This is a genomic window from Rhizobium sp. RU33A (assembly GCF_900156055.1).
Classification (GTDB): domain Bacteria; phylum Pseudomonadota; class Alphaproteobacteria; order Rhizobiales; family Rhizobiaceae; genus Allorhizobium.
Map to the genome: position 1 here is coordinate 292,824 of NZ_FTMQ01000005.1, position 23,563 is coordinate 316,386.

Below are 23,563 nucleotides of genomic sequence, written 5' to 3' on the forward strand. Positions count from 1 at the left end.
CTCACCGCGCCGCCGACACGACGTCACGGTCCCAACGCTCGGACCATTCGGACATGCGTGTCGCCATTACTGTGAGATCAGGCAGGAGAAGCTGATCAAGCTCTTCCGCGCTGATCTGACGGGACAGAAGCTCCTCCGGCACAGTAATATCACTGCGCGCACTGCTGACACGGTAGCCTTCGACCCAGGCTTCCTGGCTGGACTTCCTCAGGAAGAAGTCGATGAAGCGATAGGCGGCTTCCTTGTTTTCAGCACCGACCGGCACGCTCAGAGTCGCAATCAGCGGGATCGTGCCCTCCGCGGGACGAACATAATCGACAGGCGCACCGGAATCGACAAGCAGCTGCGCCCGTCCGTTCCAGAACGGCATGGCCCAGACGGAACCGTCCCTGATATAACTTTCAAGAAGGGCAGACGACTGTTCAAAGCCAATCGACTGACGCGCCACAGAGGCCATGGCAGCAAAACCCGGGTCAAGATCATCGACCAGTCCGCCGCCATTCATGACCGACATGACCTGCAGCAGGTTGACTGCCATGACATTCTGAAAGGTCGGCAGGATCACCCGACCGGAAAGAGCCGGATCCAGCAACAGGTTCCAGGAGGACGGCACGCCCTCGACATGATCGGTGCGATAAAGCAGCGACATGTATTGCACTTCATGCACCGCCCCACAGGGACCGGCAGCATCAGATAGACGCGGCGACAGATGAGAAAGCTCACCAATCACATCAACCGGCAGCTCTTCCAGCAGACCTTCCTGACACCCTTGCAAGGCTTGGGCCGCCGTCATGACGACGACATCGAAACCGGGGCGACCACCGGTTGCCTTGATCTTCGCATAATCCTGCGACGATGATCCGACCGCATCATAAACCACCTCAATCCCGGTCTCAGCCTCGAACGGTTCGATGATCCTTGAGCGGATGAGTTCCTCGTAAGGCCCGCCATAGCTGTTCAGCACAAGCTGCTCTGCAGCCACCGAACCGGCATCACCGACAAAACCAAGCAAGGGAAAAAGACCGACGATCACACGTCGCATACGCATACCCATGGCAGCTCTCACTTTCTTCTGGTTGTTCCCAGAAAGAAGGTGCCGTCATGGGTGCAAGCGGTCTAATAGTGACTGCACCGGATTCATCGCGATAGCTAATCAAACAACGAACTATCAAACCCTACAACCACGTCAGGTCCGGGGTGCAACCCGCAATGAATGAATTTGCTCTGAACGTGTGAGTGTTGCGGCGGCGAGCTCGTCAGAGACCGATGCCGAACAGGCACGACGGCCTCTGGCACTCGCATCGATCCGTGATGTCGCCTGGCGCGCCGATGCCGCCCGGCATGTCAGCACGACGGTTCAGAACGTCAACGATGAGGTGTTTCGCTTCTATACCCAGGGTCATAACTGGCTGACGGCTCAAGAACGAGAAATAATCCATAGCTGCAGCGCAAGCCATCAAACGCGGACTAACGCATTATCTTGTTGTTGTTAGGTTATGTGTTTGTGATCTGCTAAAACTTATTTGTGAAGAGTTCAGCCTCTCGGTGATCAAGGAAACCCAGTCGCGAAGTGCGAGCCAAACAACGTAGGGAACGCTCCAGCCCCCCCGAGACGTCATGCGCTGATCTGGGCAATCTTAGCACTCAAATGCCTCGCCGCGGTGGCTGGAGTTACCACCGATCCTGCCACGGGCGCGGTCCATCAGTTTTTTCCAGGCAAGGCCGGTCAACCTTACCGCGGCTGCCCTTGAAGCCCAGATCCACAGACTAACGAGTAAGGGCCAGTTTTTCCTCTCTGACCACAAGCAAGCCACCGCCTGAGACAACGCAGTGATCAAGGCCGGCTGTTCTGAAGGCATCTTCAATCGCCCAGCCGAAACGGTAGAAATCTTCCCAGACGATATCGACATCGCGAAAACGGTTTGATGACGAGACACGTTCGGCGAATTCGTCCAGGTTTAGACCCAATATCCGCGCATGCCCCCCACGCTCTTGCAGATCTAAGGTCAGATCCAAGAACCCCGCATCTGTACTGGAACTCTCCATCATGCAGCCCTCAACGCGAATACCAAACATTCCTAAAATATAAACAACAGGTCAATCGTCGTTGCTTCAGCTTGTAGAGCTAATGATGCTGATGGTTAACACGCACATGACAAGCCTTGATGCGCTTCGGCATTCACCGGGGGGCTTAGCGGGCCATACAACACGCCCTGCTGGCAACATTGAAACGTTAGTGTCCATGTGGACTGGATGGTCTCAGGACGACGAGCTTTACTGCGTTCAGTAAGCGGATGTTTATCTTTCAGTAACGCTTAACTTCTCCGAACAAAAACCTCAGTGTTCGCTGTCTTTCGATGCGGGCACCAGTGCAAATATGAACAAAATAAAAGCACCTATCAAAAGAATAACCCCAGAAGCTACAGAGGAGCCAATTGAAGCAAACAGGCCCAAAGGCTTTGCCGAAGCGGTCGGGGATATGTTGTCATTAAGAGGCAATCGTTGCATATTCATCTTAAGAAGGCTCAAAAGAGCTTCATCAGACGGACGGCCAGCCTCAGATTTCGATGTCTTGAAGTTGTAACGCTTGGTCACGTTATCCCCACCGATTTTCCAAATACATGCTTCTGAATTTTTTGTAATCAGACTGATTAACAGACAATGGAGTATTGTACCATATATATTAACTGTTTGTTAATCATGCCTGGCCTTGCCACGAGCCGAGCTCGCCTTCGAACTGGCATCTGAATTGCCATACCATCAGAGATTAAAGGCCATGACGAGCGGCAAGGAAAAGAGCCTCGTCCAGGCAGTCGCACTGGCTCTTTGAACCGCAACAATCTTAGCTCCTGCCGTCCACCATCCGTTTCCGATCACAACAAGAAGATCGGGGTCGTAAGCCATCGAATGCAGGATGGGCCAAAGCAGCAGCTGCTCATAGCAGATCAGTGGCGCGACCCTCATCCCATCAAACTCGGCGACAGGGTTGTCAAAAAACCGTGCCCGCGTGCCGCCTGATTGACCGGTCCATGCATGCCAGGGTCGCCACATGGAAACGGGTACAGGCATGCGTTGGCGATAGATAACCCGGCTCCCATACTTGTCGAGCGCCAGAATAACATTGTCATAACCATCGGCATTTATCACGGTTGCACCCGCGATCACCGTTATCGCCCGAGCCTCGAGCGATTTCCTCCAAAATCGCTCTCGCGGAGACGTCCAAAGCCCCAGCGCACTTTCTGGCAGTAGAATGAGCGATTCATCGCGACCAGCGGCCTCTAGAACTTTCGTCATGAGCTCACGCTGATGACGAAGCGACGGATCACGGCCAAGGCTCTTGCCCATGCGAAGCTCGACGGCTTTCCAGGCCCTGGGCCACGCTATCCGCTCGGCTGTGGGCCCGGCCGCCAGCAAGGCGAGGGGCTTCGCTTCAGGCGAAGCGGGGGACAAATTTTCGGGCGAGGCATTGGGCGAAACCATTTCGATCTTGCTAGAAAAATCCGGGGCACTCGACCACAGCCACAGTACCCCCAGCGCAAGTGCCGCCATCCACCAGTGCCTGGTGACCAGACAACAGGCGAGTATCACAGTCGCACAAAGCCCAAACCAGCCCCATCCGGGAAAAACAATCCCCGCTGCCGTCAAAGGATGGGCAAAGCCCGTGATCCCGAGCGGAGGAAAGCCAGTGAGAGCCATGATCAGGGCATAACGCAAGGCGCGTCGCCAATCGGCTGCCTCACTCCAAAGCAGGATATGCACAAGGACAAAGGAAAAGGCGGCGGCAATCCAGACGCCAAGGCCCAAGAGGATATCGGCTTTAAAAAACTCGGCAACGCTCAGCGGCAAATCACGGGACGCGACCAAGATGTAAGAGGCAGAGATCAGCGCTGCCGCCAACCGGGTTTTTGCCCGCGACCAGATGAGCGGAAAGACAAGGGCAAGTGGCAGTGATGTAGCATCCCCAGTCCAGGCGAAGACTGCAATTGCTCCCGAAAGGCTGCTGAGGCCGAAAGCATGGCTAACGGAATTCCAGCTTTCATGGCGCATAGGTCCAGATCTCCTGCGCAAGCCCCAGGATACCGGACGCCGGCACCGGCCCGAAATAGCGCGAATCCCACGATCCTGGATAAGGTGAAAACAGGTAGACCATACCGGCGGGAACGATGCCGCCGGTGTCATGGAGAAGCGGACGCCCCTTGGCGTCATGGTTGAGAAGATGCAAGGCCTGGATTCTGACACCATCCACCCAAAGATGATCCGAAATCACCACGCGCTGCCCGGAAATCGCCACAACCCTTTTGATGAGCGGTGCATGGCCCCCGGAACACAAGCCAGCCCGAAGGTAACCACGCTCACGCGCCACTTGCATGGCGGGCCCATTGGGCAAGCAAACAAAGACGCTCTGGCCGATCGTGACAGGGAGTTCAAGCGGTGCAATCCTCCAGAGCCCAAGGGCTGCACTCGGGGTCAGATTAAGTCTCAACCCACCGACCAGACCCAGAAACGCAATCATGGCACCGGCAACCAAAGCAGCCGACAGAGCCTGGCCCACAAAACATCGTTGTCGGACGATCCTATCACGTTCCGCATTCGCGCTCATTTCAGGGAAAGCCCCTTGCTTTGTGTCTGGCGCAGCCCCTCCACATGCTGCCGCACCTTTGTCAGGTGCTCAGAGACTGAAAGCTGCTGGCTAGTGCGCATGGCCATCCATGCAGCTTGCACTTCGCTTTTCTGCGCCGGGGTCATGCCGGCAGTCAGCTTTTGAAACACCTCCCCATCAGCGTTTTTGGCTGCCAGTGACAACAATGTCCGCTCACCAAAGCGTGTGGCTACGGCCTCGGCAAAGCGTTGAAGTTCAGCGCGGACCTTGCCGTCAATTTCGGGGGTGTCGAGGCCTCCGGGAGATTGTTGTCGATCCAGTCGAGCTTCTAAGCGTGACAGGGTCTCCATGGCAGCCGGAGAAAGGCCGGGAATCTCAAGCGATGCACGCTGTCGTATCGCATGCTCATCCTGCTTGAAGCGCAATTCTGCCTCTGCGCGGGCTTTCAGATAGCGTTCGAGGTGTCTGGCAAGCGCCGGTGCATTGGTGAGCGCCACGTCACGGGCCCGCTTTTGACGGGCGCTGGCAAAGAGCCCCGGCTTACCATTGAGCTCTCCAAAACTCTCCGGCGCCTTGGCAACCCTATCAAGCTTCAGAGGCGCGGCCTCCGGATCTTTCATCATGGCGTCGATTTGCAGCGCCCTGAATGCAATTTCAGGATCACGGTAGACTTTGTTGAACCGCGCCAGAACTTCCTGCCATTGCCGTTTCAGCCCGGGATCGACCGCGAGCTTTTCTTCGACAGCCTCGCTGATCGATTTTGCAAATGCCGTCATGCCTGAGATCATCGGTTTGACTGGATCAGACGGTGTCTGGACTGTTGCCATGACCGACTGCTTTTGGCGAAGCCTGCCGGCAATTGCGATCAGGCGTGAGCCAAGCTCCGTCAGCCTCTCTTTTTGCCTGCACGTCCATTCCAGGCGATCGCGAACAAGCATGCGGGCAACATTGAGAAGATGCAGGCCACGCGCTTCAGCAAACCGAAGCGCTGCGCGGTAGAAGTTGTTTTCCTCGTAGTCGAGTGTCGTTTCCTTGGCGTTCTTGCGCGACAACACGCGCCCAAGCCCACCTGCCTTTTTGAAGGATCGTCTCCCGTAATAGACACTGAGTTCTTGTCTGTGGCGGGTCATCGCCACATAGGTCAGATGGCGGTCAAGCGAGAGTGAGGCAAGCACCTTGACCTGCTCAACCGTTGCCCCTTGGCTCTTGTGGATCGTGGTCGCATAGCCATGATCGAGATTGCCGTAGAGACGCTCATCAATCCTGACGAGCCGACGATCATCACCAGCGCCAATCTCTGCCGTGACGAAACCAGGTCCGGCAGCAATGACCTTGGCCAGCAGGCCGTTCTTGACGCCGAGCAAAGCATCATTCTTCAAAAAGACGATCTGGTCGCCAGCGGCAAAAAGACGAATGCCCTCTTCTGTCTTGAAGTGGTGACCCGGCTCAACGATACCGCGCTCGACCAGCCTTTCCCGGGCAAGCTGGTTGAGCAGTCTGACGTCACGACGAAGATGAGCAAGGATCAGAGACGAACAGCCCGGATCATAGTCCCGGTCCCAATCGGCAATCAGGCATCTGACGGCCTCTATCTTGGTCTCAGATCCCAGGATGCGATCGTGTTTTGCATAGGATGCCACAGCTTTTTCAACATGGCCATGGGCGAGATCGAGTGACGCCTCTCGCATCCAGGGTTGATACTGGCGGTAGATGGTTTCAAGTTCAGCATAACCGATCCGGTCAGCGATTGCGCGAAACGCGGCACCCGCCTCGATCGGCTGCAGTTGCTCAGGGTCACCGATCAGGACGAGCTTTGCCCCGCGCAGTGTCGCTTCCTTCACCAGCCGCGCCATCTGCCTGGAAGACACCATTCCAGCTTCATCCAGGACCATGATCGTCTTTTCATCGAGATGGTTTTTGCCCCCATCCCAGCGCAATTCCCACGACGACAAGGTCCGCGAGACGATACCCGCCTCCTTCTCAAGACCTTCGGCCGCCTTGCCCGCCAGTGCCGCTCCCACGACCTGATAGCCCGCTGCCTCCCAGACCTCACGGGCTGCCTTCATCATCGTTGTCTTGCCAGCGCCAGCACGCCCGATCACAAGGGCAATGCGGGACGCTGCCGCAACATGACTAATCGCGGCCTTCTGCTCATCCGACAAATGGGGAAAGTTCAAGAAGGCTCTCTCAAGACGGGCTCGGCTGACATCAAACGCGGACTTCTCTGACAACCAGATCGCCTGGTTGGCCATCCGGGCTTCGAGCCGGATCATTTGGCGTGTGGTCAAGCGAGCCGGCTGTCTCATGCCAGAAGAAAAATCGATCCGCTCCTGGTCGAGCCGCAGAATGTCGGGATGCTGCATGATCCGTGTCATCAGCCCCTGAAATCGTCCGGCGTCATCAACATAGCGATGAAGGACCTTGGCGATGTCCCGTTCGTCAAAGACGCTCTTTTCATGGGTGACGAGGTCAAGAACAATACGAGGATTCTCCTCGATCCTGCGCAGATTGTGTGCTCGGACCTGCTCTTGCAAGGCGATGCGTTCAAGCTCCCATCGGTCAGCTGAAGAGCCAGAGGCTTTGTTTGGAGCACTGGGCGGCGCAGACGCTGCCCCGGGCACGAGCAAACCAGCGGATAGAGCGACCGTATCTCGCGCCTGAACTTCCTTCGACTTCCGGTCGACGGCCGTTGCGCCAACCCCGATGTGAACTGTCGGCTGAAGCTCGATGCCTTGCTTCTTGAAGGAGCGACCATCGACATAGAGGTCGAGCCCGGCCAGCGTCAAATGCCGGTTCAAACACGAAAACCAACCATCGCGCAGGGCATTGAAGTCCTCGGTGCCTCCAGCCCATACCTCATAGACAATTTTGCCGGCATCGTTCCTGAGCGGTCGGCCGTCCGGCAGCAAAACAGTCCGTTTCTTCGCACCGAAACTATCCTCGGTCAAAGGACGCAAAGTGGTCATCAGATGCACATGCGGATTGCCCGGCACATCGTGATAGACCCAATCGGCGACCATGCCCTTCGAGGTGATAAACACTTCGACGAATTCCCGCATCAGCTGAATGTTCTCAGCAGTCGATAGCTCGACCGGGAGCGCAATTGTCATATCCTTGGCAAGCTGTGCATCGACGCGCTTTTCAAAGATCTCGACATGGTTCCAAAAAGCCTCCGATGCCCCGGCAACGGAGCGATCGCCGATCATTTTGCAAAGCCAGTCCGGCGCATCGGCAGGGATTACGAATTCCTCGTGCCTGAGGCCCTGCTTTCGGGTGTAGTCGATCCGTCGGGCTTCCCGCTCGAAGTCCATCCGGGCGCAATGCCGATAGGCTGCCGACATGACAGCACTGCGGCCAGAACCACGCGCGACAATGCTGACGGAAAAATGTGGAACGGCCATCGGAGACCCCTTCCTCTTCCATAGAAATCAATAGCTTCGCCGAAAAGGAAACCGAGGCCTGGGGTATTGAGGATCAACGTCGCGCCAGCGACGTATAATTGCGCCCTTCGGATCCGCTCTCGTCGAGCGGTGGGATCATTGGCCAGATGCCGGTCTTGGGCGAGGTACAAATTTGTACCTCGCCCAATGCGAGAAATTCCGTGAACCTGTCTTTGCGTGATCATCGACACCACGAGGAGAAGACATCCGATGAAGAAGACGACGGCCAAAATCAAAGAAGACCTGGCACGTTTGCAGGAGCAGTTGAGACAGGCAGAATCACGAGACGCCGAGCGGATCGGACGCATCGCCTTGAAGGCAGGGCTCGGCGAGATCGTCGTTGACGATAGCCAATTGCAATCAGCCTTCGAAGAACTGGCAGACTGCTTTCGGAGCGCATGCCAGGCGCCCCAACAATTGGGATGGTCCCGGCAAGGGCCAGGGGCCCAGAACAAGGCAAGAGGAGGAGACCCCGAAGCCAAGGACACCCAACCACACGGTGCTTTCACGGCTCAAAGCCCAGATATCGAGGACTGAGCGGATGCAAAGATTGAAGACAGTTGAAGCGAGAAAGCGCGATACCCGCGACAAGATCGAACTCGGCGGCCTGATCGTCAAAGCCGGGCTGCGTTATGAAAAACGCGCATTGCTGCTTGGCCTGTTGATCGACGGGGCAAGCAGGATCGAAGCGAGTGTCGACGAGAAAGCCCGGCTACTGGCGATCGGGGTCAAGGCCTTTGGTCATGACCCCGACTAGAATTCTCATCGCGACAGCTGCCGCGGCAATGATGGGTCTTTGCGCGCTTGTCCTGCCTTTGGTCATCTCTCCATGGCATCTCTCATTCGGCGGAAGCGACAGAACACGCATTATGCTGGATCACTTAAGCGCAATCCTGCCCCATGCGGTAGCGGCTGCGTCTGGCCTTGTCCTGCTTTTCGCAACAAGGGGGACGCTCAGTATCAAGGCGACAGGCTGGGGCGTCGCGGCAGGTGCGATCCTGGTGCTCCTCTTTGACGTGGCGGCTAAGATCTCTCGTCATTTCTTGTCGAGTGGAGGCGATGCAATCGACGCCTCGGGCTTCTCCCGGCTTGATGTAGCACCAGCGATCGGTCCCGTTCTCCTGGCCTTATGTGGAGGCTTTGCTCTGCGTGTGGCAGTCCTGGGCAATGCTGCATTTCAGCGACGTGAGCCCAAACGTATCCGCGGCAGACGGGCTCTTCATGGTAATGCCGACTGGATGAGCTTGGCCAAGGCTTCCAAGCTCTTTGGTGAGGGCGGTGGCATCGTGATCGGTGAGTGCTACCGGGTCGACCATGACAGCGCAGCAAGCGTTGCGTTTCGCGCGGATAATGAGACGACCTGGGGGGCAGGGGGCAAGTCAAAGCTCTTGTGTTTCGATGCCTCCTTTGGATCAACGCATGGGATCGCCTTTGCCGGGTCTGGCGGTTTCAAGACGACGTCGGTGACGATACCGACGGCCCTCAAATGGGACGGCACGCTCGTCGTCCTCGACCCATCAAACGAGGTGGCCCCTATGGTCGAAGAGCATCGCAAGACATACGGTCGAGATGTCTTTATTCTCAATCCCAAGGATCCGACTATCGGCTTCAATGCACTCGACTGGATCGGTCGTCACGGCGCCAGCAAAGAGGAAGATATTGCAGCTGTTGCCTCCTGGATCATGAGTGAAAGCGGTCGTGCAAGCGGCCACCGCGACGACTTCTTCCGTGCATCGGCCTTACAATTGCTAACGGCCGTAATTGCAGATGTCTGCCTGTCTGGTCATACGGACAAAAGAAACCAAAACTTACGCACCGTCAGGGCAAACCTGTCAGAGCCCGAGCCCAAATTGAGAGCAAGGCTCGAGCGTATCCACGAGACTTCGCAGTCTGACTTCGTCAAGGAGAATGTCGCCACATTCGTCAATATGACACCTGAGACCTTTTCCGGCGTCTATGCCAATGCGATCAAGGAAACCCATTGGCTGAGCTATCCCAACTACGCCGCACTCGTTTCCGGATCGACCTTTGCCACTGACGACCTGGCAAATGGAAAGACTGATATCTTCATCGCTCTTGATCTCAAAACCCTGGAAATGCATGCGGGGCTGGCCAGGGTCATGATCGGTACGTTCTTGAATGCGATCTATGGTCGGGACGGGGCAATGCCGGGACGCGCTCTGTTTCTCCTCGATGAGGTCGCACGCCTGGGCTTCATGCGTATCCTTGAAACCGCGCGTGATGCTGGCCGCAAATACGGCATCAGCCTCATCTTGCTTTACCAATCCATCGGACAGATGCGCGAGAGCTTCGGTGGCCGGGATGCGGCCAGTAAGTGGTTTGAGAGCGCAAGCTGGATCAGTTTTTCAGCCATCAATGATCCGGAAACGGCCGACTATATTTCGAGGCGTTGCGGCATGACGACCGTCGAGATCGACAAGATCAGCCGCAGTTTTCAAGCGAAAGGCACGTCAAGAACTCGTTCGACGCAAGTGGCTAGCCGGCCGTTGATCCTACCGCATGAAGTCCTACAGATGCGGGCTGACGAGCAGATCGTCTTTACCAGCGGCAATCCACCTTTGCGCTGCGGTCGGGCTTTGTGGTTTCGCCGCTCGGAATTGCGCATTTGCCTGAATGAAAGCCGCTTCGGCCAGAAACGGAAATCCAAAAGTATCCGGTGAATACCGTATCCTTGAACACGCTCCCTCTCCCTAGTTCAACGCCGCAGGGACGCAAAACTGCGGACGGATTTTCAATAGACGTGCTTTAGAAAGCAGCCGGCTTGGCGCCGCTTTCTGGCCCGAACGATAGCGTCTTGAGAGTATCGGCTTTTCCTTCCTCATGCCTTCCTGTTTCATTCTGGCGTCCTCGACGAGCCCTCAGATGAGACAGCGATAGATCAACGATATGAATCCGTCCCCTCGAACCGATTCATAACTCTCGTTGGACGCGTCTTTCAAAATTCTCGATGCTGGAAGCATGATCACACAGCCATACCAGCTCTATGTTGAACGCACGGACGCCTCTAAGAAGATGGCGCGCTATTATGCCATGGAGATTTCGGCAAGCCTGTTCGGTGATATCTGCCTGACCAGGGCATGGGGCCGAATTGGCAAGGGCGGACAAAGGCGGATCCACTCCTTCCAACGGGAGGAAGAGGCCGTGAGCCTGTTTCTGGAGCTTCTGAGACAGAAGAAGGCGAGGGGATATCGAAGCCCACAGCGCGGACTAAAAGCGATCGACGTGGCAAACCCATGGCCCCGTTTTTGAAGGTTGGATGGCCGTCGGTGGTAGCTCACGACCAAGTTGACGAACACTCCTTGGGCTTAAAGTGACCGTCGCGACGATTGGATGGGCTGATACCGCTTTTGATCCTTAATTCGGTTCCACTGGATCAGCACCTTTAGACCTTCGGTACGATGCCGTCGTAAAACCGTATATTCTGTTCCATCATCCAGCGCGGCCATAACAAGTAGAACGCATATTTCGTCTCTCATCCGGCGTGCTGCGCTACAAGGCGTTTGTGTAAACTGGCGTGCTGTTAAAAGCCCATGGATAATCCGCATACATAGTATTTTCAGCACTTGAACGGAAAGCACTCACTATCTGCGAAAAACAGTCGCTATTTCTGAATTATTGCCATTAAAATATACAGTGGGCGCGGTCCGACCCCGACCGAGCGCACCCCAAGGCGCTGCCGTGTCCAAAAGATGCGGTCGCCCGCCCCATTGGCCTCGATCAGACTCCAATGGAGCGGCCACACTTCTTGTTGCAGGCCGCTAGAACGTCAGATCTCGCCACCCAGTCCGCTGAATGAGGCGCTGCATAGATGGCCGCGGGGCAGAGATCGAGATGCACGTGGTCAAGAAATCCAAGCCTATCGATCGCGAAAACCCCAAGCACACTTTCTGCAGTGACTGCAGCGGCAAAGCATCATGCCTGAGGCAGGATTCGAGCTCGATTATGGCAGTCGAACGGTCGACGGCATTAATGGCATTGAGGGAGGTAGACTCACCTGTGACGATCCGGCCCTATAGGTTTTCGCCCTACAGTCCAAGCAGGGTTGGCAAGCCTCGCGCAGGCTTAAGCAATCAAAACAACCTTGGTTTGTGCGGGGTGGAATTTAGATGAGCCTTTATGGTACCATGAGGACTGGTGTTTCGGGCATGTCTGCTCAGGCCAACAGGCTCAGCACAGTCGGTGAAAACATCGCCAATGCATCCACGACGGGCTACAAGAAGGCCTCGGTTCAGTTTTCCTCCATGATCCTGCCAACCACCAATGGCTCCTATAATTCTGGCGGCGTTCAGACAAACGTTCGCTACGCGATTTCAAGCCAGGGGACCTTTAGCTACACCACGTCGTCAACCGATCTGGCGATCAACGGCCGGGGCTTTTTCGTTGTCGAGGGCTCAGATGGCACCGAATATCTAACCCGTGCCGGGAGCTTCGTCCCGTTAGACGACGGGACACTCAAAAATGCCGCAGGCTTTACGCTCATGGGCTATGAGTATTCCTCGACCGCCGATCCAACGATCGTCGTAAACGGCTTTGATGGCCTGACCCAGATCAATCTCTCCTCAACTTCTATAAGTGCCGCGCCTTCGTTAACCGGCGACCTGGATGTAAACTTGCCGGCGTCGGCGGAAATTGGATACAGCAAAACGACATCCCTCGCTGCCTATGACAGCCAAGGTGCACCGCGGCTTCTCGATTATGTCTATGTGAAGACCGCAGAGAACACCTGGGAACTAGACGTCCAGTTCAATGGCGTCTCGATCACCAGCCCTTCTTTTGCTCCAACCTCTGTCATCGATATCGCCGGTAACCTCGATATGTCTGCGGCGGTGGGCTCTACGGTGACAGGGAGCTATTCTCTCGTGGATACCGACGGCGTTGTCCGACCGTTCAGCGTGATCTACACCCGCGCCGCGTCCGGCTGGGACCTGGAATTCGATCATGCGGGCAGCATATTCGCCACTGATTATATTGATGATAGTGAGTTCGATGGTGCAGGCAACTACATCGACCCCCTTCCGGAAGTCATACCCCCGATAAACATCGAAACTTGGTCGACCGGCACGATCAACATGTATTTCTCAGGCCTGACATCAGTCGCTGCCCCCTTCTCCTTGACTGCCGCCATTAATGGAAATGTGGCCACTGCGGGGTCTCCAATTGAATTGACATTCGACAGCAATGGTCAGCTGACCAGTCCATCGGAAATAGAAACAGAGGCCGTGACTGTCGCAGGGGCCGTTTTGAACGGCCTTACCCTCGACATCAGTGGCTCGACCCAGCTAGCGTCAGACTTCGCAGTCACCAATGGACGCGTTGACGGCAACCCCTCCAGCCAGGTGGTCGGTTACGAGATCAACGAAAAGGGGATTGTCTTCCTGCAATATTCAAACGGCGATTTAGAGCCCAGATACCGACTGGCGATTGCAGATGTTCAAAGCCCAGACAACCTGAACCCCGTCTCCGGAAACGCATATTCGCAGAGCAACTCATCAGGGGTTATCGTCATGGGCTACGCCGGCAGCAGCGGCAATGGAAATGTCCTGTCAGGTGCGCTGGAGGATTCCAATGTCGACGTCGCTGAAGAGCTCACGGCAATGATTGAGGCGCAACGAAACTACACGGCGAATTCGAAGGTCTTTCAGACCGGCTCCGAGCTGATGGAAGTGCTGGTCAACCTCAAGCGTTGACGCGCGATTTCTAGCGTGCTGATCGGAACGATGGCCCGACTTCGGAGAGAATGAACTGAGCTCAGTCCAGCCTTCCCTAAATGGCAACAGCGCACTCGATCAAACGTGGCCAGACCAAATGCCACAAGGCAGATGGAAACACGGCAACACTTACATTTCCACCAAGAGATCTTCTTGTTATTTCCCGTGTGTAACTTTGACCAAACACGTGGGAAACGGGGCATAAATGCTTCCAGAAATCAGGCTCGATGGTAACCTTGATGTGGCAGCTCTCTCCCCACTCTTCAGGGGAATGCTGCTCGCTTTGTCCTATGCAGAGACCCATGACGGCATTGGCTTGACACCAGCGGGCGCCATGAACCGCAAGTTTGTGCATTGGGCCGCAGTCAGTTTCCAGTGGCCAGGCTTTGGCGATGCAGACCTCTACAGCGTGAACAAGGTTTTGGACCAAAGTGACATGCCGCCTCTGTGGCCAGTACGCGACCTGTTGCAACGCCTGAAATTTCTTCTCCGGGACAAGAAACGTCTTCTAGCAAGCAAACGCGGCCTTGAGTTTCTGGCTAATCCTCGGCCGTACTTCAATTTTATCGCTGCGCAGTATCTCTATTTTCACGTGGACGAGGGCGAAGAGGCGAGGGAGGTGCAAGAGCGGATGCCTTTGTGGAAACCACTTCTGGAACGGCTTGAAATCGAGGCAGATCATGGTTGTTCACCAAACGAACTCCTGCGAGCTCTCAATCCCGATCTCGCTCACATGTCAGACGTCGAGATCTTTCTGAAAGCCTGGTCTTTGAAGATGGACCTGAAATACGGCTACCTGCGACGCTTGTGCTGGCTCGGGCTGCTGTATGAACAGCGTGAAGACCGCGATTCCATCCAGGACGGCGTCTACCACAAGACGCCGTTGTGGTCGGCCTGCCTGAATTCACAGCAAGGTGTCCAGCCAGGTGTTTTACTGCAATGACTTGACGATCGTTTGGCTGGAAAGAGGCTCCGCCGATTGCGGAGCCTCGGGATCCGCGTCAGTCCCTGGCCGCTCGTGACCAGATGAGCTGGTAGCCTTCCTCGCCGTCGACCTCAGTCAGCGTGGCATAGATCGGGGCAGGGAAGCTTGGATCGTCCAGCTTGACCGAGAGGTAGTCGCGGTCCGTCTCGGTGGAGCGCTTCTGCCATGCCGCGCCGAGCTCAACGCTTCCAGCATAGACGCGGTACTGCGGGCCCTTGTCGGAGGGGTTTTCGACCCGGGCGAAGCGCGCCTTGACGTTGAGGGCGAGTGTGCGGATCGAGCCAGTAAAGCCGTTCTCGTTTGCAGTGAAAGTGCCGATGGTTGCCATTGTACTCATTCCTTCTTTTCGTATTCGGGCCACGCCCATCGCGGCCTCGATGGCTGTCACAAAGAACGGAGACGATCGGACCGCACCTGATTAAGGCCGCAATACAATGGAGGGCGGCAAGGTGCAGATTTGTTGGAGGGCGAGGAGGACCTTCAAGCTTACCCGCTCGCCCAAGCGAGTGGGTAAGCTTTGGCTCCGGGGCAAGAAATCTGCGACTGCCGTTGCGGTAAGGCGATCGAGGCGCAGCCGATCTCCGCTCAGACATGCCTCATCGAGCCGCAATGGGCGGTCGGAAACCATCAAATGAAAGGGATGACGACAGCGCCATTTGGCCTTCCGTTCCCGCAAAGCGTAGGCGATATACTTGGTCAATCGCACTTGCACCGCGGCTGAAACTTGTAACGGCTGGGGAAACGAACCTGTAGCAGAACATTGCCCACTTGCCCCAGACACGCCTTGCAATAACGTTGAGATCGCGAATCGCTGCTTGGAGGACCAATGCGTCAGACAAAACCGTTTATCATTGAGCGCAAACCATCCCGCAAACCAAAACCCGACGCACAAAAATCTTCAATTTGGGGACGGCTGGACGCCGATATCTCAAGAGGTATCAAAGACGAGCGTGACGGAAATCAGGTGGCCGCACATGTCGATGACGACAAGTCCTGACTGCCCGCTTGAAAGGCTTTCGCCAACTCCACCTCGTTGAAACGGACGGACCTTGTGGCGGGTTGGGCGATGACCGGGGGCGATAATGTCGCCGATATGTAGCACTCGGCGCCAGTTGGAAACGACATGGCCTGTAGCGCAGCTGCTCAAAAGCATATGATATCGGGGCCACACAGGTCTCAGACCTCGACAAAAGTCGCGGCGGACTGATGAGGGAAGAGTATTCTTGTCCAGGACGCCATAGATCTGGATTAGCTATTCATATGGCCGACCAATGGCTCTGATGCGAGAGGCAGCTGCTTCTATCCGTTCACAAGCTGCCGGAAAACCAAACTGTTGGCCCTGCGAAAAATGCCTGATGGCTCAGAGCTTATTCTCCCGTTTAAAGATACAAAGCGCTCAAGGGGCGCCATGAACCCACCGGATCCAAACGATCAGTGAAGCAGTGAGGCCTTCGCCATTTGACTTTTTTACTTTACTAAATTTACCCGGAGTGATGTTGGAGCAAATGAGTGAGACTGGATTCATGGATCATGGGAATGGGCGCCTCCGTCGGCGATGTACATTAAGCGGGGCCGTCCCAAGCGCGACAGGAACAGCTAGTTGGTCAACGGAAATAGAATGGTCATCATGGGTTCAACCACCCTTCAACGATAACTAGATATTTGACGTCAGAGACAGCATTTTTGGCTGCTGGGGTCATTCAATGAGACGGCCCAGAGTCCGTGCTACCTCCGGCACCATGTGTTGAAGGGTATTGGCATGATGGAAGAAGTGTTTGTTAACGTGCTTAAGCCTAACGAGAGATAGATGACGTCGGATCAGATCCCCCAATTTGTAGCCGAAATCTTGGCAACCGGTTGTCCGATATATGCAGTTAACCGTTCAATCTACGTAATCGCAGAATTCGCGGTCCCTGAGGAATTGAGCGAAAGCGTCAGTAATGAGGTCAACGCGATCTGCGAACGATATGGCAACCGAAGTCATCTTCAGCTTGAGATCGCCGCTTATCTCTACAGCATAGACCATGCAAGCGAAGAAACTTCCGAGATCCTCGACTAAAATCTGGGATTTGGCGCTTCCGACTCCGACGCAAGTTTCACGCGCACCGAAGTATGCGGCACAGCAATTGATTGGCCTCCTCGGCCATACCTTCCTGCATGGATTGCGCTGGCATCGTGGACCAAGCTTGCTTTGACGATGCCATCTTCGCCAGCCAGTATGGATTACGCGAGCTCGATCCACTTCAGGCTTAGGTGCTGCCAGCACTTATCTTCAATCTCGTTCTCCGAGCCTCGTTCAAATTCCTCGGCCATGCGATCCTAAGACCTTCATTGCTACACGGGTCTTCATGAGGCTGGCGGCAAGTAGGACCTTCCGTTCTTTAGAATTGCCCAGGCGATGCGAGCCATCTTGTTCGTTAACGCTAACATCGCCAGCATCGATGGCTTTCTGTGCAGAATGCTGGCCCTCAGGCGCTTGGATGCATTTTCCCACACCGCCCCCAGGATACGACGGCCCTGACAACCATGATCAGCAGACGCCTGAGCGTCCGTTCGCCCATTTTGGATATTCTTCCGAAGTGCTGTTTTCCTCCGGTGGATCGCTCAAGCGGGGTCAAGCCAACCCATGCCGAGAAGTCATGTTTCTCGCGGAAGGTCGCCGGATCTGGAGCACGGGCCGCGATTGCTGCCTTTGTCACCGGGCCAATCTTGGGCACTGAAGTCAACCGACGCGCATCAAGATCGTCACGCACCCGCTTTTGGATTTCCTTGTCGAACTCTACTAGCTGCGCTTCACGATGAGAGATGCCGCCACAACGAACGCAGCATGCCTTGTGCAGCGGGCGGCAGATCATCATTACCCTCAGCTTATCCAACTGCATCATGCCGGCTTTACATCGTAGGGATCACGAGCTTCTGTGCAAGTTAGCCATGTATAGATCCGCCGGCGTCAGTAATGAAGGTATTTGAGCCGGTAATTGTTGTGCTGTATTACGAGTGTGCTTAGGTCGCATTGCTGCACCAACTGGCGGGCGCGAACGACATTGATAATGAGTTAATCTGAGGTCGCCAAGCCAAACCGATCAAATTTCATGACCGAGCTGGCAACGTAAAGATTCATTCTTAACTTTCTTTTATTTCGCAATACTAAGGACAATCTGCAATAATCTGCATAAAGATTTCCTCACTCAAGGTTACTGGTATCGCTTCACAAGGGGTTAGATATCCGATGCAAAAAAACAATGATTCCGATATTTCAGACCGCGTCTATGAAGCTGCTGCGATCCCGGAGCTTTGGCCGGAAGTTTGCGACCGGATTAGCCGAGAGATTGGCGCCTACTCGACGGCTGTGATCACACTGGCACCAGGCGCGCCGCTTCGCTGGACTTCCAGTGCGTGCATCGCCGAACACATGGAGACATACGAGAAAAGCGGCCTTGCAGACAGATCGGAGCGCCCCAAAAGAGGCTTAGAAAAGGCACCAAATTTTTTCCTGCGCGATGTTGACCTTTTTACGACAAAAGAGTTGACGACCGAGCTGGTGCGCCGAGAGCTGCTCGAACCAATAGGACTTGCTTGGGAGATGGGCGCTGCATTCATGGAGCCCTCGGGATCCCTGTTTATCTTCAGCCAACTCATGAAAACAGAGTGTGGTCCCTTCTCTGAAAAGGCTGTGGCCCGCATGAACCAGCTAAAGCCGGACCTGGCACGGGCTGCATTTCTGGCCACTCGTCTCGGCTTGAGAGAAGCACAATCGATCGCCCAGAGCTTAAGCCTGGTCGGCCTCGCAAGCGCTGTCATCGGCGACGATGGTTCTGTCGTTGCGACCAACGAAGAATTCGAGGCGCTTGCACCGCAGGTCAGCACAGGCGCAAACGATCGCCTGATAATCAACAACCCAAATGCCCAGGCACTTTATGCCTCAGCGCTAGCGCAGATCAAAATTGGTTTTGCAGCACCGGTGCAATCTATTCCAGTAGTTTCACGAGATGATCTTAAGCGCCTCATCGTGCACTTGATGCCCATCCGCCGGGCGGCAAGAGATGTCTTCCAAAGATCATGCGCTCTGGCTGTTATCACTCCAGTTGGAGAGACAGGCTCGACCGATATGCGCGTTATCTGCGGCCTATTCGATTTGACCAAAACGGAAGCAATTGTAGCGCAGAAAATCGCCTCAGGGCTCTCCATCGAGGAAGTCGCGATTGTTATGCGTATATCTCGCGAAACGGTGCGCTCTCACTTAAAGTCCGTATTTCACAAGACAGGCGCGAAGCGCCAAGTTCAGTTGGTACGTCTTTTGGTCGGCCTGCGGTCGGTCGGAGAACACGTAACGCGATGAACCAATGCTGCCATGGGGCCTGAGTTCTTTATCTTGAAAGAGAGTTACGCTGGTTCGGTCTTTCCATAAAACCGATTTCCATCCCCCATTCGGGGGATTTTCTATGTAAATTTTTATGTTATTCGCAAAGATATTGTTCACACTCATATTGAACACAAATTAAAGTCGACAAACACCAAGAGACAAAATCAATTCCGACGACACTTTTTTTAAATACAATATCTGCTCTCGATTGGATCGCTGAACATGCAAAAGGAAAGAAGAATTCCTATAGGACAGAGCATTTTCCTATTGCTTGCATTGACAATTTCTATGTGGGCAATGATATTTTTGGGCTTGTATACTTTTACAAGCCTCATAGGACTTTAGTGCGCTTCGTCCTCATCACAGAGATCGCCCGCGATGTTGTTTTTGGAGGAGCCAACCCAAGTGCATCATGCCTGTCCGAAGGGTAGGGGATCACGAGCTTCCGTGCAAATTGGCCATGAACACCTCGGCCGGCGTCTTGTATCCAAGGCATTTGCGCGGCTGATTGTTGAGATGCCTTGCAAGCGTGGTCAGGTCGCGTTGTGACACCGACACCAGATCGGTGTTGCCGGGTAGAAAGCGACGAAGACGTTTGTTGGTGTTCTCGACCGTGCCTTTCTGCCAGGGTGCACTGGGATCGCAGAACCAGCTGGATGCGCCCATCCCATCCTCCAAAGCCCTGAATCCAGCGAACTCGGTACCGCGGTCAAAGGTGAAGCTTCGACGTGCGAATGCCGGTAAGGGTGAGAATGATCTGATGATCTTGTCCATGATCGGACCGGAGTGCCGGCTTGGTTTCTTGATCAGCACGAGGTAGCGACTCTTGCGCTCGACAAGCGAGGTGATGTTTGCCTGGCCGAATGGACGCTCGAAGATCAGCAGGTCACCCTCCCAATGACCGAATTGCAGTCTTTGCCCAACGATATCAGGCCTTTCCGAGATCCGTTGCGTCGATGGAAACGCACCGTCGCGTGGTTTCCTCGAGCGCAATGGACGACGTTTGCGGCGCGCTTCCGGCAGGTATTCATAGAGACCTAAGCCGTAATCCTCCTTGTCGTAGATGAAGCGATAGATCGTTTCCTTGCAGACACGAACCATGCATACGCCGTCCGAAACCAGGCGTCCGGCAATCTGTTCCGGTGACCAGCGCGCCTTCAAATGACTGATGATTTCCTCGCGCAAATCGGGATGACGTCTGAGCTTCCTCAGCCTGCATCGCCGTTCCCGAGCCAGATCATTGGCAAGCGTGCTGTAGTAGCCATCATAGTCCGGCAGTTCACGATCATGGAACGTGTTGCGCCGCCAGTCCGAATACGCTCCAGCAGCCGGCGTACCTGACGCTCGCTCAGGTCAAGCACATGTGCCGCTGACACCGTGGTCATCCGCCCGGCAACCACTTTCGACAGAACCTCGATCCGCTGCAGATCGCGCTCGCTCATCGCTATCAATCCCATCTGCAATCTCCCAGGCATCCTTCAGAGCCGGGAAGTGTGACATTCCAACTTTGCAGAAACAGGACATTCTAACTTTGCGGCTACAAACAAAGATCGCATAAGGTATCTTATGGAACTATTGCCACCAGAGTGAAGCAGATTGATGCCACATTTTCCTCAGACACGGCTCACTCGAAACGATCAACAAGGTGCAGCGACTGATTGGCCCACACTGGTCGCCAATTCGACCCTGTTGCGCCCAGCACCCTTGGCCCGGTAAAGCGCAACATCAGCTTGACGATAGGCCATATCCAAATCATCCGCAGACGAGACGGCTGCTACCCCGAAACTGGCAGTTACACATAGTGCTGGCGGCAGACCTTGCAGAGACATAGTCGCAAGCCTAAACGTCTGAGCCAATCGTCTTGCCTCTTGGACAGACGTCTGTGGAAGAAAGACCGCGAACTCCTCCCCTCCCAGCCGTCCGACCACAGAGCCTTGCGGGGCCTTTGAGCGCAAAGCTTCGGCGAAGATCCTGATGACCTGATCACCGGTATGGTGACCGTAGGTATCGTTGATACGCTTGAAGTGATCCAGGTCAGTGATGATGATGGCATGCTGCCCTCGCCGACACTGCCGAAGCGCTTCATGGATCTGGCGCTCGAAACCGCGCCTGTTAGCGAGCCCTGATAGGCTGTCAACTTCTGATTCCGTCCTGTGCACGGCCAGTATCTCAAGCACAAGCTTTGCCAGAAGCGTCAAACCGACGGTCACGATCAGCACAGCTGTAAGGCTTTGCGAAATCAGGGCATAGTCGGTGTAAACATAATCTTTGGCCGTCGCTCCCGAGCCAACCCAGACTGCAAGGCCAGCCTTGCCGACAAAATGCGCGCTCGTGATCGTCAAGAGGATGCCGAGGAAGAGGTCTAGGGTGGTACGTTGCCGCGCAAGCATCACCGTCATCGCGCCGACGAGAACAACCAGCGCGAACGGGCCTTGATAAAGCAAGGCTTGCATTGGGGTGCCACGCGGCAGCTCATAGATCAGGTAGGCCAGCATCACACTGGCGAGAACATAAAGTGAAGCAATCGGTAACGGGATAGAGCGCCCGTACATTTGAGCGATCCCGATCGTCAGCATGGCCATGCCGCACAGCACCGTGGCAAAGGCGCAGAGTGCCCAAAACCGGGTCGGACCGGCATAGGCAACAAATAGCTCGCAGATCGCTGATAGCGATGCGACACCAAAACCAACTCCCAGCCAAATTGCGGCCGTGCGTGAATGGCTGCGCATGGCGACAACGACAAAAACCACACTGAACGACAGTGCGACAACAAAGTTGACGACCAGAAAAAATGCAGCGCCGTTCATCTCATCCCGCTTGAGCTTGTATGGTTCGGTGTACTCCGGGCCAGTCCGTTTTACAGGAGATGTGTAAAAGAAATCACCATTTTGCCGCTTGTGGAACAGAAGATGCCGGATTGAGAAAGACCTTCGATTAATCGCCGCTCATTTGCGCTCAGCAGTTGCCAAACACATTCTTCGTCCTGGTCTTTTGGAACGGGCGACTTATCGCGTGTCACACGAATCGAACTCCTCAGCCGTCACAAAAGTGTCCTGTGGAATCGCGGACCGCATGCCGGTCTAAGTGAGTGGCCTTCAGGGCGAACGAACGAACGCCAAGCGGGGGTTGGAACGAGGTTCAAGGCCCAGAATGTAAGCAATCCTCAAGCTCACCGGGAGCAGCGTTGCCGGAACCAAGCGCGCGCACGAGCGAGAGTACTTTTTGCTGAACCTTCTCATCTTTAATCGAAACAAATGCCCGCGCCAGCGCCAGGCAGTCCTTTGAGGTCAAAAGCAGGGTCGATGTGTCGCCCTGATGCTCAATTGCACAGGTCGCAGGGTTCGGCCCTTCTTCGAAGAAATAGCTGATGGGGGTATTCAGGATCGAAGCGATATGCTGCAGACGGCTTGCACCAACGCGATTGGTGCCTTTTTCATATTTCTGCACCTGTTGGAACGTCAGTCCCAATCCTTCAGCCAGTTTCTCCTGGCTTACCCCAAGCATGTTGCGGCGCAGTCGAATGCGCGCACCAACATGCCGGTCGATAGCATCAGGGGCTTTACGCATAGCTCTACTCCTAAAATACAGGGTCCAATGATCGCGCGAATCGCGGCACTGTGCAATCGAAAGCTCAATAAACCAACTTCCCAATAGCAACCGATGCCTGCAAAAAAGTAGAAATCCTCATCCTCTGGATCTGGCACTAAAGCGCTGTTCGACTTGACCTTGGCCCTTCCACCAGCCCATATCACGTCTGGTCCGACCTAAGGGCGTTAGCTTATTTCCGAGCGGCAGTGTATTCGGCATGACAAAAAAAGATCAAATCGATGTTGAGCTCATGGAAAAGGCGCTTCAGGCCTATGAAGACGGCATGCCCGCCGCCCAGCTGTGCCGCAAGTTCGGAATAGCACGATCAACCTTCTACTACTGGCTGTCGAAGACAACAGCCACCGGATCGGCCCAGAAAGATCGCATGGTCGCGCTGAAAGCCGAAAACACCAAGCTGAAGATCATCCTAGCTGAGCGCGTTCTCGAAATGATTTTCGAAAAGGCCAGCCTCAGCGAGGACCAAGAGTGGCGCAAGGAACTGACACGGCTCCTATCCGTCGATGATATCGATGATTGACGAAGCGACATGGGTCTCTCAAGTCGCCGCGACAGGATTCACATCCACGTTTCCCCTAACATGGCGGCTTCGCTTTCGATCTGAAAGAGATTGAACACAGTGCCAAGTTTACCCCCATCCTCAACTCTTTCGGCGGTCGAGGGCGTAGATGGTCCTAATCAAAAGCCGACCGAATTTCGACCGAGTAAACGATAGAAAACGCAACCTGTCGGCGACCGCCTCTCGATTGAGAGGCAGATTTACCAGGTCACAACTGGTGCCAAACCCGAACCACGCCAGAGACAATCGTCGCGGCGATCATAAGGCATATCAAAACGAGT

General features: G+C 55.0%; 19 protein-coding genes and 2 pseudogenes. 9 read left to right on the forward strand and 12 right to left on the reverse strand.

Annotated features, from left to right (window positions below):
• Position 1 precedes the first annotated feature (1 nt).
• The 6 genes from BW978_RS18830 to traA all read right to left on the reverse strand — a co-directional run bounded on the left by BW978_RS18830 (position 2) and on the right by traA (position 8,001).
• On the reverse strand, positions 2–1,042 hold the full coding sequence (locus BW978_RS18830) for an ABC transporter substrate-binding protein (protein WP_244552013.1): 1,041 nt from the start codon (positions 1,040–1,042) through the stop codon (positions 2–4).
• Positions 1,043–1,767: 725 nt separating this feature from the next.
• Complete coding sequence (locus BW978_RS18840) at positions 1,768–2,049, reverse strand: hypothetical protein (protein ID WP_139330598.1); 282 nt, start codon at positions 2,047–2,049, stop codon at positions 1,768–1,770.
• A gap of 288 nt (positions 2,050–2,337) precedes the next feature.
• On the reverse strand, positions 2,338–2,595 hold the full coding sequence (locus BW978_RS23390) for a hypothetical protein (protein WP_139330599.1): 258 nt from the start codon (positions 2,593–2,595) through the stop codon (positions 2,338–2,340).
• 165 nt (positions 2,596–2,760) lie between these two features.
• Entirely contained in the window at positions 2,761–4,047 is a 1,287-nt protein-coding gene (locus BW978_RS18845; RefSeq protein ID WP_076397354.1) for a conjugal transfer protein TraB, read from the reverse strand.
• Positions 4,037–4,600, reverse strand: coding sequence for a conjugative transfer signal peptidase TraF (traF, locus tag BW978_RS18850; protein ID WP_076397355.1), 564 nt, complete (start codon positions 4,598–4,600; stop codon positions 4,037–4,039). The genes BW978_RS18845 and traF overlap by 11 nt, the downstream gene beginning before the upstream one ends.
• Positions 4,597–8,001, reverse strand: a complete 3,405-nt coding sequence (gene traA / locus BW978_RS18855) for a Ti-type conjugative transfer relaxase TraA (protein ID WP_076397356.1) — start codon at positions 7,999–8,001, stop codon at positions 4,597–4,599. The genes traF and traA overlap by 4 nt, the downstream gene beginning before the upstream one ends.
• 249 nt (positions 8,002–8,250) lie before the next feature.
• Between traA and BW978_RS18860 the strand changes: the two genes are divergently transcribed.
• The 6 genes from BW978_RS18860 (at position 8,251) to BW978_RS18885 (ending at position 14,712) form a co-directional block, all read left to right on the forward strand.
• On the forward strand, positions 8,251–8,577 hold the full coding sequence (locus tag BW978_RS18860; RefSeq protein ID WP_076397357.1) for a TraC family protein: 327 nt from the start codon (positions 8,251–8,253) through the stop codon (positions 8,575–8,577).
• A 4-nt stretch (positions 8,578–8,581) separates the two neighbouring features.
• Positions 8,582–8,797, forward strand: coding sequence for a type IV conjugative transfer system coupling protein TraD (gene traD, locus BW978_RS18865; RefSeq protein WP_076397358.1), 216 nt, complete (start codon positions 8,582–8,584; stop codon positions 8,795–8,797).
• A complete protein-coding gene (gene traG / locus BW978_RS18870) occupies positions 8,784–10,721 on the forward strand; it encodes a Ti-type conjugative transfer system protein TraG (protein WP_076397359.1) in 1,938 nt (645 codons plus the stop codon). The genes traD and traG overlap by 14 nt, the downstream gene beginning before the upstream one ends.
• 298 nt (positions 10,722–11,019) lie before the next feature.
• Complete coding sequence (locus tag BW978_RS18875) at positions 11,020–11,310, forward strand: WGR domain-containing protein (RefSeq protein WP_076397360.1); 291 nt, start codon at positions 11,020–11,022, stop codon at positions 11,308–11,310.
• 857 nt (positions 11,311–12,167) lie between these two features.
• On the forward strand, positions 12,168–13,748 hold the full coding sequence (locus BW978_RS18880) for a flagellar hook protein FlgE (RefSeq protein WP_076397361.1): 1,581 nt from the start codon (positions 12,168–12,170) through the stop codon (positions 13,746–13,748).
• A 226-nt stretch (positions 13,749–13,974) separates the two neighbouring features.
• Positions 13,975–14,712, forward strand: a complete 738-nt coding sequence (locus BW978_RS18885; protein ID WP_076397362.1) for a hypothetical protein — start codon at positions 13,975–13,977, stop codon at positions 14,710–14,712.
• A gap of 58 nt (positions 14,713–14,770) precedes the next feature.
• Here BW978_RS18885 and BW978_RS18890 read toward each other — a convergent pair whose 3' ends face one another.
• On the reverse strand, positions 14,771–15,082 hold the full coding sequence (locus BW978_RS18890) for a DUF736 domain-containing protein (RefSeq protein ID WP_076397363.1): 312 nt from the start codon (positions 15,080–15,082) through the stop codon (positions 14,771–14,773).
• A gap of 498 nt (positions 15,083–15,580) precedes the next feature.
• Between BW978_RS18890 and BW978_RS23645 the strand changes: the two genes are divergently transcribed.
• Positions 15,581–15,751 (forward strand): hypothetical protein, encoded by a 171-nt coding sequence (locus tag BW978_RS23645; RefSeq protein WP_175616916.1) that lies wholly within the window; start codon positions 15,581–15,583, stop codon positions 15,749–15,751.
• Positions 15,752–17,222: 1,471 nt separating this feature from the next.
• Here the strand turns inward: BW978_RS23645 and BW978_RS18900 are convergent.
• Positions 17,223–17,639: a transposase gene (locus tag BW978_RS18900; protein ID WP_076397365.1), complete on the reverse strand. Its 417-nt coding sequence runs from the start codon at positions 17,637–17,639 to the stop codon at positions 17,223–17,225.
• Positions 17,640–17,983: 344 nt separating this feature from the next.
• On the opposite strand from BW978_RS18900, the gene BW978_RS18905 reads away from it, so the two are divergent.
• Entirely contained in the window at positions 17,984–19,093 is a 1,110-nt protein-coding gene (locus BW978_RS18905; RefSeq protein ID WP_076397366.1) for a helix-turn-helix transcriptional regulator, read from the forward strand.
• Between the two features lie 459 nt (positions 19,094–19,552).
• Here BW978_RS18905 and BW978_RS18910 read toward each other — a convergent pair.
• The 4 genes and pseudogenes from BW978_RS18910 to BW978_RS18925 form a co-directional block, all read right to left on the reverse strand.
• A pseudogene (locus BW978_RS18910) lies at positions 19,553–20,422 on the reverse strand (IS30 family transposase); the annotation flags it as partial.
• Positions 20,416–20,574, reverse strand: a pseudogene (locus BW978_RS23395) (helix-turn-helix domain-containing protein); the annotation flags it as partial. The pseudogenes BW978_RS18910 and BW978_RS23395, both read right to left, overlap by 7 nt.
• Before the next feature lie 180 nt (positions 20,575–20,754).
• Positions 20,755–21,924 (reverse strand): GGDEF domain-containing protein, encoded by a 1,170-nt coding sequence (locus BW978_RS18920; RefSeq protein ID WP_076397367.1) that lies wholly within the window; start codon positions 21,922–21,924, stop codon positions 20,755–20,757.
• Between the two features lie 331 nt (positions 21,925–22,255).
• Positions 22,256–22,684, reverse strand: a complete 429-nt coding sequence (locus BW978_RS18925; RefSeq protein ID WP_076397368.1) for a helix-turn-helix domain-containing protein — start codon at positions 22,682–22,684, stop codon at positions 22,256–22,258.
• Positions 22,685–22,922: 238 nt separating this feature from the next.
• Here BW978_RS18925 and BW978_RS18930 point away from each other — a divergent pair, with 238 nt between their 5' ends.
• Positions 22,923–23,243 carry a transposase gene (locus BW978_RS18930; protein ID WP_076397369.1) on the forward strand — a complete coding sequence of 107 codons (321 nt, stop codon included), beginning with the start codon at positions 22,923–22,925 and terminating at the stop codon, positions 23,241–23,243.
• Positions 23,244–23,563 lie beyond the last annotated feature (320 nt).

Coding starts and splice junctions, on each gene's coding strand:
- BW978_RS18830 (WP_244552013.1), bottom strand. CDS start 1,042: ATGCGACGTGTGATCGTCGGTCTTTTTCCCTTGCTTGGTTTTGTCGGT.
- BW978_RS18840 (WP_139330598.1), bottom strand. CDS start 2,049: ATGATGGAGAGTTCCAGTACAGATGCGGGGTTCTTGGATCTGACCTTA.
- BW978_RS18845 (WP_076397354.1), bottom strand. CDS start 4,047: ATGCGCCATGAAAGCTGGAATTCCGTTAGCCATGCTTTCGGCCTCAGC.
- traF (WP_076397355.1), bottom strand. CDS start 4,600: ATGAGCGCGAATGCGGAACGTGATAGGATCGTCCGACAACGATGTTTT.
- traA (WP_076397356.1), bottom strand. CDS start 8,001: ATGGCCGTTCCACATTTTTCCGTCAGCATTGTCGCGCGTGGTTCTGGC.
- BW978_RS18860 (WP_076397357.1), top strand. CDS start 8,251: ATGAAGAAGACGACGGCCAAAATCAAAGAAGACCTGGCACGTTTGCAG.
- traD (WP_076397358.1), top strand. CDS start 8,582: ATGCAAAGATTGAAGACAGTTGAAGCGAGAAAGCGCGATACCCGCGAC.
- traG (WP_076397359.1), top strand. CDS start 8,784: ATGACCCCGACTAGAATTCTCATCGCGACAGCTGCCGCGGCAATGATG.
- BW978_RS18875 (WP_076397360.1), top strand. CDS start 11,020: ATGATCACACAGCCATACCAGCTCTATGTTGAACGCACGGACGCCTCT.
- BW978_RS18880 (WP_076397361.1), top strand. CDS start 12,168: ATGAGCCTTTATGGTACCATGAGGACTGGTGTTTCGGGCATGTCTGCT.
- BW978_RS18885 (WP_076397362.1), top strand. CDS start 13,975: ATGCTTCCAGAAATCAGGCTCGATGGTAACCTTGATGTGGCAGCTCTC.
- BW978_RS18890 (WP_076397363.1), bottom strand. CDS start 15,082: ATGGCAACCATCGGCACTTTCACTGCAAACGAGAACGGCTTTACTGGC.
- BW978_RS23645 (WP_175616916.1), top strand. CDS start 15,581: ATGCGTCAGACAAAACCGTTTATCATTGAGCGCAAACCATCCCGCAAA.
- BW978_RS18900 (WP_076397365.1), bottom strand. CDS start 17,639: ATGATGCAGTTGGATAAGCTGAGGGTAATGATGATCTGCCGCCCGCTG.
- BW978_RS18905 (WP_076397366.1), top strand. CDS start 17,984: ATGCAAAAAAACAATGATTCCGATATTTCAGACCGCGTCTATGAAGCT.
- BW978_RS18920 (WP_076397367.1), bottom strand. CDS start 21,924: ATGAACGGCGCTGCATTTTTTCTGGTCGTCAACTTTGTTGTCGCACTG.
- BW978_RS18925 (WP_076397368.1), bottom strand. CDS start 22,684: ATGCGTAAAGCCCCTGATGCTATCGACCGGCATGTTGGTGCGCGCATT.
- BW978_RS18930 (WP_076397369.1), top strand. CDS start 22,923: ATGACAAAAAAAGATCAAATCGATGTTGAGCTCATGGAAAAGGCGCTT.